Below are 14,578 nucleotides of genomic sequence, written 5' to 3' on the forward strand. Positions count from 1 at the left end.
CCAGATCAAGATCAACAGCAGATCAAGATCAAAAGCACGGCGAGCTGACACTCGACCTGATGGGTGTCCCCATGTTGTGGGCAACCCCATTCACTGTGGGAGCTGGCTTGCCAGCGATGGCGGTCTCACAGCCGACTAATAACTGGCGGATATACGCGAATAAAACCTGTGAGAGCGGGCTTGCTCCGGGCGGCGTTCCGACGAAGGCTTTGTGACTGGCGCTAGAGATTTTGCAGGTGTACATATCCATTGCTGCGGTAACGGCTGCTTATGGTTTCGCTCTTACAGCGAGTCACCTTTTACAAACGCCGGTGTGCCGGCCCAGCAAAAAGGTAACCCAAAAGGCTCGCCCCTGACGTACGGCCCCTCGCCTAGGCTCGGGGTTCCTTCGCTCCGGCATTCATCCGGGGGCATCGCCCTCCGGTTGGCTTCGCTGGCACCTACATGCGATGAGTTCGACTGCGTCGAACGGCGCTGCGCGCCAATCCCCGGATAAACGCCTCCACTCAGCCTCCCGACGGGGCGGGTGGATCAAAAGCCAGATCAAGATCAAAAGCGCGGCGAGCTGACACTCGGCCTGATGGATATACGCTTCAACCGTGGACGTACGCGGACACTGTGGGAGCTGGCTTGCCAGCGATGGCGGCCTCACAGCCGACCCATCACTGGCGGCTATACCAAAATCCCTGTGGGAGCGAGCCTGCTCGCGAAGGCATCAACCCGGTTTCCAGTGAACCGGGATTCAGCATCCATTCAAACCTTAAACCGCCCCACCAACATCTGCAGATGGGTACCCAGCCGTGCCAGTTCGATGCTGGAGGCGGCGGTTTCTTCGCTGGCGGCGGAGGTTTGGTCGGAGACGTCGCGGACGTTGATGACGCTGCGGTTGATTTCCTCGGCGACGGCGCTTTGTTGTTCGGCGGCGGCGGCGATTTGTTGGTTCATCGCCTGGATCGCCGAGACGGTGCGGGTGATGTTTTCCAGGGAGCTGCCGGCGCGGCGTGTCAGTTCGACGCTGCTGTCGGTGAGGCTGCGGCTGTTGTCCATGATGGTCGCGACTTGCTGGGTGCCGGTTTGCAGGCCGACGATCAGTTCTTCGATTTCTTCGGTGGATTTCTGCGTGCGCTGGGCCAGGCTGCGGACTTCGTCGGCGACCACGGCGAAGCCACGGCCGGCCTCACCAGCGCGGGCAGCTTCGATGGCGGCGTTGAGGGCCAACAGGTTGGTTTGCTGGGCCACGGATTTGATCACGTCGAGGACGCTGCCGATTTTGTCGCTTTCGCGCTTGAGGTCACCCATGGCTTCGGTGGAATTGCCCACTTCAAGGGCCAGGCGTTCGATCTGAGCGATGGCTTCGCCGACAACCCTGTCACCCTCTCGTGCTTGTTGATCGGCCGCCACAGCGGCTTCTGAGGCCTCCTCGGCGTTACGCGCGACTTCCTGCACGGTAGCGGCCATTTCGTTCATGGCGGTAGCGACCTGGTCGGTTTCGACTTTTTGATTGTTGACCCCGGCGCTGGTCTGCTCGGTCACGGCGGACAGCTCTTCGGCAGCGCTGGCGATTTGCGTCACGCCGTCGCTGATGCCGCCGATCAACTCCCGCAGGCCTTGGGTCATGCGCTGCATGGCCCGTTGCAGTTGACCGAGCTCGTCGCGGCGTTGCGAGAGCAGGTTGTGCGTCAGGTCGCCAGCGGCCACGCGCTCGGCGACTTTCAGGGTCTGGTTCAGGGGAATGATGATCTGCCGGGTGATCGCCCATGCCGCGATCAAGCCAAAAGCCAGCGCCGCCAGGGTGGCGATCAGCAACAGATTCTTGGCGCGGGCGGCGTCGTTGTCGCGCACCACGGTTTGCGAAATCGTCAGTTTCTCGCTCGCATCCAGCAGGATGTCGCCCTGCGCGGCCATGCGCCCGAGGGCTTTGCCACTGGCCACTTGCGAGTCGCGGAACTGACTGACAGCGGCGCGATAAGCCTTGAGCGAATCGGTGGCCTGTTGCAGGTTGGCGATGTGCTGCTCCGGCAGTTTGGCCGGCAGGCTTTCCAGATTTTTCAGCGCGTTGTCGATGGCGTCGAGTGCCGGCTGTTCGGCTTCGGTTTTGCCACTGTAGGTGTAGCCGCGCACCTGGAAGCGTGCTTGCTGGATCAGCTTGCTCAGCTCGATCACGCTGTTGAAGTCGGCCACGCTCTCGCCTTGCAGCATCGATTTCTCGACCTCGGCGACGCGGGCCACGGCGTTGTCGGCGGTAGCGCCCAGCTTGCTGCGGGCATCCTCGCGCTGGACGCCGGCCTGGATCAGGTCGCCAAACGCGCGCCGGTACTCGCCCACCGCGACCAATTGCTGCTCGACCTTGGCGGCGTCCGCTGGTTGCTCGATCAGGCCGCGGGCAGTCTGCAAATGGCTGTCCAGTTTGCCCAGCAGGTCGTTGACCGCACCAGGGCCTTGCTCACCGCGCCGCACATCGAATTCCTGGCGAGCAATGCGCAGGTCTTTGGTCAAGCCGTTGATCTCGGCGATAAAGCCCAGTTTGTCGCCCCGACTGATCACGCCGCTCAGGCCGGTCCAGCCGGTGAAGGTGATTAACAGCGTCAGGAGCAAGACCAGGCCGAAGCCAATGGCCAGTTTGCGTTTAACGCTGACGTTTCCCAGATTCTCGGCTAACCAGTGGTACATGCTTGTTGCTCCCTGAAAGACAGACGTGATGCGTGGCAATTTTATAGTTTTAGTGCCATTGCATCGGCCCGGGGCCAGGGAACTGTAGGGTGTGGCGGTTAAATCAGAAGATCCGGGCGAGCAGCGCGGTAACCGCGGTTTCGACCCGCAGGATTCGCTCGCCCAGTTGCACCGGTTGCAGGCCGGCCTTGGCCAGCAGCTCGACTTCATAGGGGATCCAGCCACCCTCGGGGCCGATGGCCAGGGTTACCGGTTCGTCCAGGCCGCGAGGGCAGGGCGGGTGATTGCCGGGGTGGGCGATCAGCCCGAGGGTGCCTGCGGTGATGGCCGGGAGGCGGTCTTCGACGAAGGGCTTGAAGCGTTTTTCGATGATGATCTCGGGAAGCACGGTGTCCCGCGCCTGTTCCAGGCCGAGGATCAGTTGTTCGCGAATCGCCTCCGGCTCCAGGAACGGGGTTTGCCAGAAGCTCTTTTCGACCCGGTAGCTGTTGACCAGAATCACCCGCGGCACGCCCATGGTGGCGACGGTCTGGAACACCCGGCGCAGCATCTTCGGCCGGGGTAGCGCCAACACCAGGGTCAGCGGCAGTTTGCTCGGCGGCGTTTGCTCGAGGACCACTTGGAGTTCCGCTTCGCCAGCCTCCAGGCGCAAGACTTCAGCCGAACCCATCAAACCGTCGATGCGCCCGACCCGAAGACTGTCACCGACCGCGACGCGGTGGACGTCCTGCATGTGGGTCAGGCGCCGGTCACGCAGCACGACGCGATCAGCCGCAATGAAATCGGCGTCTTCGAGCAGCAGCAGGTTCACGCTTGGGTCGCTGGCGGCTGGTCGTTGTGATCGTCAACCGGTTGATCGTCGGGGTGGTCGCCCCGCTTGCTGATCAAGCCGCCGAAGAGGATGCCGATTTCGAACAGCAGCCACATCGGCACCGCGAGCAGGGTCTGCGAGAAAATGTCCGGCGGGGTCAGGATCATGCCGACCACGAAGCAGCCGATGATCACGTAAGGGCGGATTTTCTTCAGGTACTTCACGTCGACTACGCCGATCCATACCAGCAGCACCACGGCCACCGGGATTTCGAAGGCGACGCCGAAGGCGAAGAACAGGGTCATGACGAAATCGAGGTAACTGGTGATGTCGGTCATCATCTCCACGCCGGCCGGGGTGGCGGCGGCGAAGAACTTGAAGATCAGCGGGAACACCAGGAAATAGGCGAACGCCATGCCTGTGTAGAACAGCATGATGCTCGACACCAGCAGCGGCACGGCGATGCGTTTTTCATGCTTGTACAGGCCCGGTGCGATGAAGCCCCAGATCTGGTGCAGGATCACCGGGATCGCCAGGAAGAGCGAGACCATCATGGTCAGCTTCAGCGGCGTCAGGAACGGCGACGACACGTCGGTGGCAATCATCGTCGCGCCCACTGGCAGGTACTCACGCAGCGGCGTCGAGACGAAGGTGTAGATCTGCTGGGTAAAGGCGAACAGCCCGGCGAAGATGATGAAAATCGCCGCTACGCAACGCAGCAGACGGGTACGCAACTCGGTGAGGTGCGAAACCAGCGGCATGTGCTGGTCGTTTTCAGGAAGATCGCTCATGGGGCTCGCGGCGGCAGTGTTGGGTCATGAGGGGCGGGAGCAACAGGTGCGACCGCAGGAGCAACAGGTTCTACGACGGTCGTGGTTTCAGCGGTTTTGGCAGGCTCCACGGGTGCGACTTTCGGTTCGACAACAGCGGCAGGCCCATGAATCGTCTGCTCCGCCACTGGCTCGACGGTCGCCACCGGCGTGGGCTCTTGCTGGACCGGGGTGAAAATCTTCCGCGCTTCCTGTTCCAGCGAAAGGATGTGCTCGTTGTGCAGTTGCCGACGGATTTCGTCGGCACCGATTTCACGTTCAACTTCCTGTTTGATCGCGTTAAAGCTGCGTTTCAGCCGCCCGACCCACAGGCCGGCGGTGCGCGCAGCGCCCGGCAGACGCTCGGGACCCAGCACCAGCAGGGCAACGAGGCCGACGAGCAGCAGTTCAGAGAAGCTGATACCAAACATTAGTCAGTGCTCACACGTCTTTGCGGATCGGCTCGTCGACCTTTTGCGCCTGCACATCGATGGTGTGCGGCGGGTTTACGGTCTGGGTGGTCTGCGGCTGGACCGGCGGCACCGGTTGCGCCGGGGTCACGGTCGGGTCAGCGGGTTTGTCATCATCGTTCATGGCTTTGCGAAAGCCCTTGATCGATTCGCCAACGTCAGTACCGAGGTTTTTCAGCTTCTTGGTACCGAACACCAGTACCACGACTACCAGGATGACGACCCAGTGTTTCCAGTCAAAAATGCCCATGTTGCTGCTCCTCTCAGAAGGTTGTTCAGGCGGACGGACGCGAGGCTTTCTCGGCGTGTCCGGACAGACCGAAACGACGGTCCAGCTCATCGAGTACAGCCTGTGGATGCTGCCCCAGTTGAGCGAGCATGACCAGGCTATGGAACCACAGGTCGGCGGTTTCGTAGATCACATCGCTGCAGTCGCCGCTGATGGCAGCGTCCTTGGCGGCAATAATGGTTTCCACGGATTCTTCGCCGACTTTTTCCAGAATCTTGTTCAAGCCTTTGTGGTACAGGCTGGCGACGTAGGAGCTATCGGCAGCGGCGCCTTTGCGCTCTTCGAGCACCTGAGCGAGGCGGGTGAGGGTGTCACTCATGGCGGTGTCCTGCGGAATAAATGGCGTGCGGGTCTTTGAGCACCGGATCGACCGTGGTCCAGTCGCCGTTGTCGAAAACCCGATAGAAGCAACTCTGGCGGCCGGTGTGGCAGGCAATGTCGCCGATCTGCTCGACCATCAGGATGATCACGTCGGCGTCGCAGTCCAGGCGCATCTCGTGCAGGGTTTGCACGTGGCCGGACTCTTCACCCTTGCGCCACAGCTTGCCCCGGGAGCGCGACCAGTAAATGGCGCGGTTCTCGGCGGCAGTCAGCTCCAGGGCTTCGCGGTTCATCCAGGCCATCATCAGCACGCGCCCGGTTTTGTGATCCTGGGCGATCGCGGGTACCAGGCCATCGGCATCCCATTTGATCTCGTCCAGCCAGTTCTTCATCTTTGACTCCGACAGCGGCCCGATACGTCAGACATCGGGCACAACGTTCAACTCAGCGTTTGGCCAGTGTGCCAGCGTGTAACGCGACTGGCTATCGGCGAACGACCAGATACAGACCCACCGCCAGCAGAATCCCGCCCGGCCAATGGCCTAAATCGCTCAATGGTCCGCCGGCCAGGAGCACGGCGCCGGCACCCAGATGAGCAGTGCCAAGCAAGCGCAGGAACCAGTCGTCCTTGCGTCTGTGCCACGGTGGTGGCGGGTCATTGGCGTGAGGTTGCGACATGCGTTCGAGCAAATCGCGGGTCATGTTCGCCAGGTGCGGAAGCTGTTCGAACTGGCTCTGCACGTTGCTCAGCAAGGTCTTGGGGCTGACGCGCTCGCGCATCCAGCGTTCGAGGAACGGCTGCGCGGTGTTCCACAAATCCAGGTCCGGATACAACTGGCGGCCCAGGCCTTCGATGTTCAACAGGGTTTTTTGCAGCAGCACCAACTGCGGCTGCACTTCCATATTGAAGCGTCGCGCGGTCTGGAACAGGCGCATCAGCACCTGGCCGAATGAAATATCTTTTAACGGTTTTTCGAAGATCGGTTCGCACACCGTCCGGATTGCCGCTTCGAATTCGTTGAGCTTGGTCTCGGCCGGCACCCAGCCCGAATCGATGTGCAACTGCGCCACGCGACGGTAATCGCGCTTAAAGAAGGCGAACAGATTGCGCGCCAGGTAATCCTGATCTTCCGGAGTCAGGCTGCCGACGATGCCGCAGTCGATTGCAATGTACTGCGGGCTCCACGGCTGCACGGTACTGACGAAAATGTTGCCGGGGTGCATGTCGGCGTGGAAGAAACTGTCGCGGAACACCTGGGTGAAGAAAATCTCCACGCCCCGTTCGGCGAGCATTTTCATGTCGGTGCGCTGGTCGGCCAGGGTGGCAAGGTCCGTGACCTGAATACCGTAGATGCGCTCCATCACCAGCACTTTCGGCCGGCACCAGTCCCAATAGACTTGCGGCACATACAGCAACGGCGAACCTTCGAAGTTGCGGCGCAACTGGCTGGCGTTGGCCGCCTCGCGCAGCAGATCGAGTTCGTCGTAGATGGTTTTTTCGTAGTCCTGGACCACGTCCACCGGGTGCAGCAAGCGCGCGTCGGCGGACAGCCGCTCGGCGGCCCGGGCGAGGATGAACAGCCACGCCAGGTCTTGGGCGATGATCGGCTTGAGGCCTGGGCGGATCACCTTGACCACCACTTCCTCACCGGTTTTCAACTGCGCCGCGTGTACTTGAGCCACCGAGGCCGAGGCCAGTGGCTCGACGTCGAAGCGGGTGAACACTTCGCTGATTTTCTTGCCGAGCTGCTCTTCGATCAGTTTGACCGACAGCTGCGAGTCAAACGGGGGCACGCGATCCTGCAGCAGCATCAACTCATCGGCGATGTCTTCCGGCAGCAGGTCGCGGCGGGTCGAGAGAATCTGCCCGAACTTGATGAAGATCGGCCCCAAGTCCTGCAGCGCCAGGCGCAGTCGCGCGCCGCGGCTCAGCTCCAGGGTCTTGCGCGGCAACCAGCGCCACGGCAACGCAAAGCGCAGCGCCAGCAAAAACCAGGGCAGCGGCAAGGCGAACAGCAGGTCATCGAGGCGGTAGCGGATCACGACGCGCTGGATGCGCAACAAACGGCGGACGGTAAGCAGCTTCATGCGTTATCGCTTGGGTCAAGGGATCGGGAAAGACGCTCGAAACGCGCCTCGAGTCGTTCCAGATCGAGTTTGATCTGGTCCAGTTCACTGAATCGGGCTTCGGCTTCGCGCTGACCGACCAGGGTGCGCGATTCTTCGGCCAGGTATTCGCTGAGGTTCTGGTTGAGGCTGGCGAATCCGTTTTGATACCAGCGCGCGCGGCTGCGCAGATGACCGCCCACCAGTTGCGTGGCGACCGGGCCGAGCCAGCGCGAGAGTTCGTACTCCCAGTCCAGCTCCAGGTCTTGGAGGATCGCCGCCAGTTCCAGCAGCACGCCGCTGTCGCCATCGAGCTCGACCTCGGGGCCATGCAGGATCGCGGTCTTGTCCTTGCTCATCGCCAATTTCAACAGGCTCGACGCGGGCGCGCGCAAGGTGCAGTCGGCGCCGGTTTCCCAGTGCGCGGCAAGCATCAGGCCTTCATCGCTGGGCAGGATGAACACTTGCAGCGACGGAGTGCGGCAGTCGACCGCGATCACTTTGCCGCTCAGGTGCGCCAGGCGTGGCAGCGCCGTGCTGTCGAGACGCAGCACCCGGTTCAGGCCGAGTTCAACGCTGGCGAGCAGCCCGGCGAGCAACATCAGGGCTTGATGCCGCGGTGCAGGGCGACGATGCCTGCGGTCATGTTGTGATAGGTCACGCGGTCGAAACCGGCCTCGACCATCATCGACTTCAGGGTTTCCTGGTTCGGGTGCATGCGGATCGATTCGGCCAGGTAGCGATAGCTTTCCGAGTCGTTGGTGATCAGTTTGCCCATCAGCGGCATGAAGGCGAACGAGTAAGCATCGTAGGCTTTGGACATCAGCGCGTTGGTGGGCTTGGAGAACTCCAGCACCAGCAGGCGGCCGCCGGGCTTGAGCACGCGCAGCATCGAACGCAGGGCATCCTCTTTGTGCGTCACGTTGCGCAGGCCGAAGGCGATGGTTACGCAGTCGAAGTGGTTGTCGGGGAACGGCAGTTTTTCAGCGTCGGCCTGGACGAACTCGACATTGCCGGCGACCCCGACGTCGAGCAGGCGATCGCGGCCGACCTTGAGCATCGATTCGTTGATGTCGGCCAGCACCACTTGGCCGGTGGGGCCGACGAGGTGCGAGAACTTCTTGGTCAGGTCGCCGGTGCCCCCGGCGATGTCGAGCACGCGGTTGCCGCTGCGCACGCCCGACAGCTCGATCGCGAAACGCTTCCACAACCGGTGCATGCCGCCCGACAGGAGGTCGTTCATCAAGTCGTACTTGGCGGCTACCGAATGGAACACCTCGGCGACTTTCTCCGCTTTCTGGCTTTCGGGAACATTCTTGAAGCCGAAGTGAGTGGTGGGTTCGGCATCGCTGCCTTTGCGCTGGTCAGTCATTTCGCGGTCACCAAAATAGAATGCGGGCCATTCTAATCCCCAAGCCATGCTTTGTCTTGGCAAGGCTGAAGGTAAGATGAGTCACCGCCGGGACGTTTTGACGCGGCACGGGTCAGAGCGTTTAAGGCAAGTCCCGATAAAACAGGAGTCATTCGATGGCCCGTATAAGTGTTGAGCGTGCCCACGGCCTGGGTAAGGAAGCGGCCCGCGCCAAGGCAGACAAGCTGGCGCAGAAACTGTCGGAGCAATACGGCCTGGAGCCGCAATGGTCCGGCGACACCCTGAACCTCAAGCGCTCCGGCGTAAAAGGCGCAGTGCATGTGAGCGAGGATCTGATCAAGGTCGACGTCGAGCTGGGCCTGTTGATGTCCGCCATGAGCGGCACCATCAAGACGGAAATCGAGAAAGCGTTGGATAAGGCGTTGGCCTAACGCATTTCTTGCTGCATTTGGTTTCCTTGTGGGAGCGGGCTTGCCCGCGATGGCGGTGGGTCAGGCTACTAAAATGCTGTATGTGCCGCCCTCATCGCGGGCAAGCCCGCTCCCACAGGTTTTAGTGTTGCCCTTATTGCTGTTTTCGAGCAGATGTTAGGGTGCCGTTTCTAATTATTCTGCCTACTTTGTGCCCGAGCCCGACACTTTCGCGGGCAGTTCCTCAAACCTTCTGCGCGTGAGGTGCACCATGGCCAAAGTTATTTTGAAGAAAAAAATCGAGCCGTCGACCACTGCTCCGGGTGACGTCAAATCCTATGCCCGCAAGATCTGGCTGGCAGGCCTGGGTGCCTACGCCAAGGTGGGGCAAGAGGGCAGCGAGTACTTTCAAGAGTTGATCAAGACCGGTCAAACAGTTGAAAAGAAAGGCAAAAAAGTTGTAGCCGAGAAACTTGAAGCGGCCAATGCCGAGATCGAAGATGCGAAGACTGAAGTCAGTTCTTTCAAAGGCAAAGTTGAAGTGCAACTCGATAAAGTCGAGAAGGCCTTTGATGGCCGTGTTGCAAGTGCCTTGAATCGCATCGGCATTCCGTCTAAACATGACGTTGAGGCACTCTCTGCTAAGCTCGATGAGCTAACGGCATTGCTCGAACGTGTCGCGCGTAAATCTTAAGGAGAACGGGATGGCTGGTAAAAAGAATACTGACAAAGAAGGCAGCTCGTGGATTGGGAAAGTCGAAGACTACTCCCGCAAAATCTGGCTGGCTGGTTTAGGCGTGTACTCGAAGATCGACACTGACGGTAGCAAGCTCTTCGATACATTGGTTAAAGACGGCGAGAAAGCCGAGAAGCTGACCAAAAGTGCCGTTGGCAAAAAAGTCGACGCCGCCAAGGACTCCGCTTCTTCGGCCAAGTCACGCATCACGGGTGTGAAAGACCGGGCGATGGGCAAGTGGGATGAGCTGGAAGGGGCTTTCGACAAGCGCCTGAACAGCGCCATTTCGCGCCTGGGCGTACCGAGCCGCAATGAAGTCAAGGCGCTGCACAGCAAGGTCGATACCCTGACCAAGCAGATCGAGCGCCTGACCGGGGCCAAGGTTGCACCGGTGGCGACGAAAACCGCAGCGGCCAAACCGGCGGCCAAGCCTGCTGCCAAATCCACGGCCAAGCCGTTGGTTAAAGCAGCTGCGAAAGCAGTGGCCAAGCCTGCCGCCAAGGTAGCCGCGAAAACCGCAGCCGCTAAACCGGCCGTGGCGAAATCCGCTGCCAAAACAGCGACCAAACCACTGACCGCTGCATCGAAGGCAGCCAAAGCTGTCGCGAAACCGGCGGCGAAAGTGGCTGCCAAACCCGCAGCCAAGCCTGCTGCCAAAACCGCCGCCGCCAAACCGGCTGCGGCCAAGCCTGCAGCTAAAACGGCAGCCGCCAAACCGGCCGCTGCCAAGCCTGCCGCTAAACCGGCGGCAGCGAAAAAGCCTGCAGTGAAAAAACCGGCCGCGCCGAAAGCCGCCGCGCCGAAACCAGCAGCCGCTGCCGCCAAACCGGCAGCCCCGGCCACCAGCGCGAACTCCGCGTCGGCGCCATCCCCTGCTGCCACCCCGACTGCCGCGCCAGCCCCAACGACGCCAACCAGTCAGTCCTGATTTTTTCAGGGCTCAAGAAAACGCCCGGCCTGCCAAGGTCGGGCGTTTTTTTATGGGCAATCCAGCGATCAACAACGGCCCAATGTGGGAGCGAGCCTGCTCGCGAAGAGGTCGTGTCAGTCGACATCACACTGGCTGACCCTGCGCTTTCGCGAGCAGGCTCGCTCCCACCGGGTTACTCATGTTCTTCAAGGTACTGCAACGCCAGCCGCTCGGTCGCAACTTTGGTGTGCGGCAACAGGTGCGGCGCCACCAGCATCATGATCTGGTACACCACCAGTCGCACTTCACCCTCACGGTCGAGAATCCGCTGATAGTCCAGGGAGAACAGCAACGTCATGGTGATCTGTTCCACCAGTTGCCCCAACGCCTGGGTATCGCTGACCAGTTGCCCCTGAGCCTTGAGCCGTGCGAGTAACGAAGCCAGTGTGCGCTTCAGGGCATTGAGCAACTGGCGGATGCCCTTGGCCAGTTTCGGCAGGCGTCCGGCCAGGTTCGAGAGGTCTTGGAACAGAAAGCGGTACTGCGCCAGGCGCTCGACGATCAAATGCAGAAACAGCCAGTAATCCTCCGGTGCCAATTGTACGTTCGAGGGTGGATCGAGCAGTGGCGCGAGTTCGCTCTGGAAACGCTCGAACAGTCCGAGAATCAGCGGTTCCTTGCCGTGAAAGTGGTAGTAGAGGTTCCCGGGGCTGATCCCCATTTCAGTGGCAACTTCCAGGGTCGAGACGTTGGGTTCGCCCTTCTGGTTGAACAACTGCAGGGCGCATTCGAGGATCCGGTCGCGGGTTTTCATCCAGTCTTCTTAATGGTCGAGTCGTGCCGTGGCCGGCGTCCGGCCGCGGTGTCCAGGGTTGATTAACGCACCCGCACGTAGGTGCCGGGCGCTGCTTCCATCGGTGGGTAATTGGCGTTTCCAACGGCCATCGATGTGTCGTGCCGGGTGCCGGAGCGCTGCTGAATCCAGTCCAGCCACTGCGTCCACCAACTGCCGTCGACGTGTTTGGCGTCGTAGTACCAGGCGCGCGGGTCGCTGCTGAGCTTCGGGTTCTCCACGTAGTTGGCCTTGGGGTTGCCCGGCGGATTGAGGATGCTTTGCACATGGCCGCTGTTGGACAGCACAAAGCGCCGCTCGCCACCCAGCAGCAAGGTCGAGCGATACACCGCATCCCACGGCGTGATGTGGTCGTTGATGCCGGCGACGCTGAAGCTGTCGACCGTGACTTTCTGCAAGTCGATCGGCGTGCCGCACACTTCCAGGCCGCCGGCATGGGTCAGCGGGTTGTGCTTGAAGAAGTCCAGCAGATCGCCGTGCAGTGCGGCGGGCAGGCGCGTGTTGTCGTTGTTCCAGTAGAGGATGTCGAAGGGCGGCGGCGTCTTGCCCAGCAAGTAGTTATTGACGAAGTAGCTCCAGATCAAATCGTTGGGGCGCATCCAGGCGAACACCTTGGCCATGTCGCGGCCGTCGAGCACCCCTTGCTGGTAGGACCGGCGCTTGGCCGCTTCGAGGGTCTGCTCGTCGGCGAACAGCGTCGCCGGGCTGTCCATCTGACTGTCCAGCAGGCTCACCAGGTAAGTTGCGCTGGCCACCCGGCGCATCTGCCGCTTGGCCTGCAAGTGGCCTTGCAGGGCGGCGATGGTCAAGCCACCGGCGCAGGCGCCCATCAGGTTGACCTCTTTGGCCCCGGTGATTGCCCGGCACACGTTGATCGCTTCTTCGGCAGCCTGGACGTAACTCGACAGGCCCCACTCGCGGTGGCGCACATCCGGGTTGCGCCAACTGATCATGAACACTTGCAGGCCGTTCTTCAGCGCGTACTGGACGAAGCTGTTGGCCGGGCTCAAATCAAAAATGTAGAACTTGTTGATCTGCGGCGGCACGATCAGCAACGGCGTGGCGTATTGCTTTTCGGCCATCGGCTTGTACTGGATCAGCTCCAGCATCTCGTTGCGAAACACCACCGAGCCGGCCGTGGTGGCGACGGTCTTGCCGACTTCGAAAGCTTGTTTCGTCACCTGGCTGGGCAAGCCGTTGTTGTGCAGCAAGTCGTCCACTAAATGGCTGAGACCGCGCACCAGGCTGTTGCCACCGGAGTTGAAGATTTCCTTGATCGCCAGCGGATTGAGCAGGGTATTGGAGGGCGATACCGCATCGTTGAGCAGGGCAAAGGCGAAGTGCGCCCGCGCCCGGTCGTCGGGTGCCATGTCACTGTCGTCGATCCAGCTTTTGACCTGTTTCTGCCACGCCAGGTAAGCCTGCAGGCTACGCCGGTAAAACGGGTTGAGACTCCACGCCGGGTCGGCGAAGCGGCTGTCGTGCGGGTTGGTCGGGTGCAGGGTTTCCCCCAGCAACACGCGGCCGATCTGCCCGCCCAGGCGCAAGGCGTGGCGAGCGCTGTGCACCGGGTTGCGCAAACCATGGGCGGCAACGCTGCGCAAGGTCGACAGCAGGTCGCGACCGCGCAGGCCGGTGATCGCACTTTGCGCATTGATGAAGGCGGCGGGGGTGGGCATCGAGCCCGTCGCGGGTTTGTCGCGCATGAGTCAACACTCCTTCGTCATCAGGCCAAAAACACACACACCAGCAAATCACCATAGTCGCTGTCGCGGGTTGTTGCGCGGCTCACGTTCCTGCAAGCCGATATGAGGGCCGTTAACTGCCCAATGGCGACGGATGCGGGTGCATCACGGCGCGTTGACGCTCCTCCTCGAGGAATTTCATGATGATCGGCGCCACGGCTTCGGCGCGGGTGATGAGGAACAAGTGGCCGTCATCGATGATGTGCAACTGCGCGTTGGGAATCCGCCAGGCCAGCACGCGCATGTTGATCAGCGGGATCAACGGATCGTCATCGCCCGCCAGCACCAGGGTCGGCTGGTGGATCTTGTGCAGCCAGTGAATGCTGGTCCAGCCGAGGCCGGCGAACAGCTGCCAGTAGTAACCGAGCTTGCCCGCCGAGCGCACCTTGGCCGCGTGGCTGGCGGCCAGGGTCGGGTCGCGGCGGAACGAGCCACCGTAGATCATCGGGGCGATGCGGATCACGTGCGACGGCTGGATGTAGCGCCGTGGGCTGGCCATCATCCACAGCACTTTCGGCTTGCCCGGTACCATCACCGCGCCGGCCGCCGTCGCCGCTAACACAAGCTTTTTGCAGCGCTCGGGGTAATCGTAGGCAAACTGCTGAGCGAGCGCGCCACCCCAGGACACGCCGATCACATTGACCTGGCCGTAATCGAGGTAATCGAGCATGCGCGCGGTGAGTTTGGCCAGGCCCGGAAAGCGGTACGGCCGATTTGGCGTCGACGAACCGCCGACACCGGGCACGTCGAATGCGATCACTTCGAGGTCCGGGTCCAGCGCCGCGACGAACGGAAACACCAGCTCCAGGTTGGCGCCGATCCCGTTGAAAATCAGCAGGGGCGTCAAGTGAGGCTTGCCGGGGCGCACCGCCGTGCGGAGGGTCTGGCCATCCAGGTCGACGGTACGAAATATGAACGGTTGCGGCATGCTTCAGGCCCTGTGGGTCGCTCTCTCGAATTCTTCCCCGATCCCTGGTGGGAGCGAGCCTGCTCGCGAAGGCGGTGTGTCAGGAAACATCGAGGTCACTGACATACCCTCTTCGCGAGCAGGCTCGCTCCAACGGGGACGGGTCTGT

The 14,578-nt window shown here is 61.4% G+C and carries 17 protein-coding genes and 1 pseudogene; 4 read left to right on the top strand and 14 right to left on the bottom strand.

The window, feature by feature from the left end; genetic code table 11:
- Nucleotides 1-215: hypothetical protein (locus RG836_RS08955; RefSeq protein ID WP_310844843.1), on the top strand; the 215-nt coding region annotated here is incomplete at its 5' end.
- A gap of 538 nt (nt 216-753) precedes the next feature.
- Here RG836_RS08955 and RG836_RS27285 read toward each other — a convergent pair.
- The 11 genes and pseudogenes from RG836_RS27285 to ubiE all read right to left on the bottom strand — a co-directional run bounded on the left by RG836_RS27285 (nt 754) and on the right by ubiE (nt 8,848).
- Nucleotides 754-1,626 (bottom strand): methyl-accepting chemotaxis protein, encoded by an 873-nt coding sequence (locus RG836_RS27285; protein ID WP_409078061.1) that lies wholly within the window; start codon nt 1,624-1,626, stop codon nt 754-756.
- A pseudogene (locus RG836_RS27290) lies at nt 1,609-2,880 on the bottom strand (methyl-accepting chemotaxis protein); the annotation flags it as partial. The gene RG836_RS27285 and the pseudogene RG836_RS27290, both read right to left, overlap by 18 nt.
- Nucleotides 2,774-3,481 (bottom strand): 16S rRNA (uracil(1498)-N(3))-methyltransferase, encoded by a 708-nt coding sequence (locus tag RG836_RS08965; protein ID WP_310844845.1) that lies wholly within the window; start codon nt 3,479-3,481, stop codon nt 2,774-2,776. The gene RG836_RS08965 and the pseudogene RG836_RS27290, both read right to left, overlap by 107 nt.
- The gene (gene tatC / locus RG836_RS08970) at nt 3,478-4,272 is read right to left on the bottom strand and encodes a twin-arginine translocase subunit TatC (RefSeq protein ID WP_310844846.1); all 795 of its coding nucleotides are present in this window, start codon (nt 4,270-4,272) and stop codon (nt 3,478-3,480) included. Before tatC ends, RG836_RS08965 begins: the two co-directional genes overlap by 4 nt.
- A complete protein-coding gene (gene tatB / locus RG836_RS08975; RefSeq protein WP_310844847.1) occupies nt 4,269-4,721 on the bottom strand; it encodes a Sec-independent protein translocase protein TatB in 453 nt (150 codons plus the stop codon). The genes tatC and tatB overlap by 4 nt, the downstream gene beginning before the upstream one ends.
- Before the next feature lie 10 nt (nt 4,722-4,731).
- Nucleotides 4,732-5,010, bottom strand: a complete 279-nt coding sequence (locus RG836_RS08980; RefSeq protein ID WP_310844848.1) for a twin-arginine translocase TatA/TatE family subunit — start codon at nt 5,008-5,010, stop codon at nt 4,732-4,734.
- Between the two features lie 25 nt (nt 5,011-5,035).
- On the bottom strand, nt 5,036-5,368 hold the full coding sequence (locus RG836_RS08985; protein WP_192307579.1) for a phosphoribosyl-ATP diphosphatase: 333 nt from the start codon (nt 5,366-5,368) through the stop codon (nt 5,036-5,038).
- Nucleotides 5,361-5,762, bottom strand: coding sequence for a phosphoribosyl-AMP cyclohydrolase (gene hisI / locus RG836_RS08990; protein ID WP_310844849.1), 402 nt, complete (start codon nt 5,760-5,762; stop codon nt 5,361-5,363). The genes RG836_RS08985 and hisI overlap by 8 nt, the downstream gene beginning before the upstream one ends.
- A 91-nt stretch (nt 5,763-5,853) precedes the next feature.
- Nucleotides 5,854-7,458, bottom strand: a complete 1,605-nt coding sequence (gene ubiB, locus RG836_RS08995; protein ID WP_310844850.1) for a ubiquinone biosynthesis regulatory protein kinase UbiB — start codon at nt 7,456-7,458, stop codon at nt 5,854-5,856.
- On the bottom strand, nt 7,455-8,078 hold the full coding sequence (locus tag RG836_RS09000; RefSeq protein WP_310844851.1) for a ubiquinone biosynthesis accessory factor UbiJ: 624 nt from the start codon (nt 8,076-8,078) through the stop codon (nt 7,455-7,457). Before RG836_RS09000 ends, ubiB begins: the two co-directional genes overlap by 4 nt.
- Nucleotides 8,078-8,848 (bottom strand): bifunctional demethylmenaquinone methyltransferase/2-methoxy-6-polyprenyl-1,4-benzoquinol methylase UbiE, encoded by a 771-nt coding sequence (gene ubiE, locus RG836_RS09005; RefSeq protein ID WP_310844852.1) that lies wholly within the window; start codon nt 8,846-8,848, stop codon nt 8,078-8,080. Before ubiE ends, RG836_RS09000 begins: the two co-directional genes overlap by 1 nt.
- Before the next feature lie 155 nt (nt 8,849-9,003).
- Between ubiE and RG836_RS09010 the strand changes: the two genes are divergently transcribed.
- The 3 genes from RG836_RS09010 to RG836_RS09020 all read left to right on the top strand — a co-directional run bounded on the left by RG836_RS09010 (nt 9,004) and on the right by RG836_RS09020 (nt 10,922).
- Nucleotides 9,004-9,279 (top strand): polyhydroxyalkanoic acid system family protein, encoded by a 276-nt coding sequence (locus RG836_RS09010; protein WP_310844853.1) that lies wholly within the window; start codon nt 9,004-9,006, stop codon nt 9,277-9,279.
- 250 nt (nt 9,280-9,529) lie between these two features.
- The gene (locus RG836_RS09015; RefSeq protein WP_310844854.1) at nt 9,530-9,952 is read left to right on the top strand and encodes a phasin family protein; all 423 of its coding nucleotides are present in this window, start codon (nt 9,530-9,532) and stop codon (nt 9,950-9,952) included.
- Between the two features lie 10 nt (nt 9,953-9,962).
- Entirely contained in the window at nt 9,963-10,922 is a 960-nt protein-coding gene (locus tag RG836_RS09020; protein ID WP_310844855.1) for a phasin family protein, read from the top strand.
- 175 nt (nt 10,923-11,097) lie between these two features.
- On the opposite strand, the gene RG836_RS09025 is transcribed toward RG836_RS09020, so the two are convergent.
- The 3 genes from RG836_RS09025 to phaZ all read right to left on the bottom strand — a co-directional run bounded on the left by RG836_RS09025 (nt 11,098) and on the right by phaZ (nt 14,430).
- On the bottom strand, nt 11,098-11,718 hold the full coding sequence (locus RG836_RS09025) for a TetR/AcrR family transcriptional regulator (protein WP_310844856.1): 621 nt from the start codon (nt 11,716-11,718) through the stop codon (nt 11,098-11,100).
- Between the two features lie 62 nt (nt 11,719-11,780).
- The gene (phaC, locus tag RG836_RS09030; RefSeq protein ID WP_310844857.1) at nt 11,781-13,463 is read right to left on the bottom strand and encodes a class II poly(R)-hydroxyalkanoic acid synthase; all 1,683 of its coding nucleotides are present in this window, start codon (nt 13,461-13,463) and stop codon (nt 11,781-11,783) included.
- A 112-nt stretch (nt 13,464-13,575) separates the two neighbouring features.
- Entirely contained in the window at nt 13,576-14,430 is an 855-nt protein-coding gene (gene phaZ, locus RG836_RS09035; protein ID WP_310844858.1) for a poly(3-hydroxyalkanoate) depolymerase, read from the bottom strand.
- Nucleotides 14,431-14,578: the final 148 nt, after the last annotated feature.

The sequence above is a fragment of the Pseudomonas rhizozeae genome, from assembly GCF_031583775.1.
Classification (GTDB): domain Bacteria; phylum Pseudomonadota; class Gammaproteobacteria; order Pseudomonadales; family Pseudomonadaceae; genus Aquipseudomonas.